This is a genomic window from Streptomyces sp. MZ04 (genome assembly GCF_004684775.1).
Classification (GTDB): domain Bacteria; phylum Actinomycetota; class Actinomycetes; order Streptomycetales; family Streptomycetaceae; genus Streptomyces.
The window spans coordinates 1-1,061 of sequence record NZ_SRIC01000592.1 but is presented as its reverse complement, the minus strand read 5'-3'; the positions used below and the strand labels follow the sequence as shown (position 1 = coordinate 1,061).

Sequence of the window (1,061 nt, the reverse complement as noted above, 5' to 3'; positions counted from 1 at the left end):
TCTTGGGGGTGTAGCCGGGCAGGGCGGTAAACAGCATCACGGTGGCGCAGTGGTTGAGGTTCTCGATGCTGCCCTTCAGGTGCGGGCTGTAGGGCGGCAGCACGGTGATGTCCGCGTCCAGCGCGGTCAGCGCTGTGGAGACGGTGCGAGAGAGGAAGTCACGTCCACGGTCGAAGCGGACGTGCTCGGGCAAGCCGCCGACGGGACCGTAGGGGGCGCTGCGCAGGACCGCGGAGCGCAGCGCGGCCAGAACCGAGGCGCGGGTCGGGGTACCGGGGGTGACGGCGAGGCCGGTGATGGCCTTGGTCGCGCAGTCGATGAACCACGTGACATAGGGGGCCACGAGGTCGCCGTCCGCCTCCACCCGCAGCGGGGCCTGGACGTGATCGGCCTCCCAAACATGATTACGCCACATGCGGGGGCGTTTCGCGAACACGTCCAGGGCGCGGGCGGCCTCGGGACCGTGGCGGTAGCCGGCCCACTCCCCCGCGGTCAGGTCACGGCGCACCGCGCGCAGGAACGTCGGCAGGGACGGCACGGGGTCCAGCAGCGGCACCGCCGCGGACGGAGCACCGCCCGGAACGGGTGTGGCAGGTCTCGGGTCGGATTCGGTGCTCGTCGAGGTGTCGGTCTCCTCGGGCAGCGCCGGTTCATCGGCGGTTCGGGCGCGGGCGACAAGTTCGCGGTGCACTGCGGAGGCATTGCCGTGCCAGTACGCCAGCAGCACCCGGATCTCGTCGGTGATCTCGAACCGGGCGGTACGGCGCGCTCCCGGATACGCGGCGTTCTCAGGAATGGAAGTGACCTCGGCCAACCAGCGCCACACAGTGCGCTCCGAGACGTTCAGGCACTGAGCCGTGGTACGGACGTGGGCTCGAGTGAGCCGGCGCCGGGTACGCAGGGCGAGCAGGCGGCGTACCGCAGGGGCACGCAGCGCGGTCAACGACGCGGTGTCCAGAACGGATTCAGGCCGTGGTCGTGACGGCTCTTGGGCGCTGTGGTCGGGGGTGGTCGCGGTCATCGAAGTCCTTCGGCCCGTGGGTGGGCGGTTGATCAGGGGG

General features: G+C 70.7%; 1 pseudogene. It reads right to left on the bottom strand.

From position 1 onward, the window contains the following. Positions 1 to 1,021, bottom strand: a pseudogene (locus E2651_RS43375) (DDE-type integrase/transposase/recombinase); the annotation flags it as partial. Between the last annotated feature and the right edge of the window lie 40 nt (positions 1,022 to 1,061).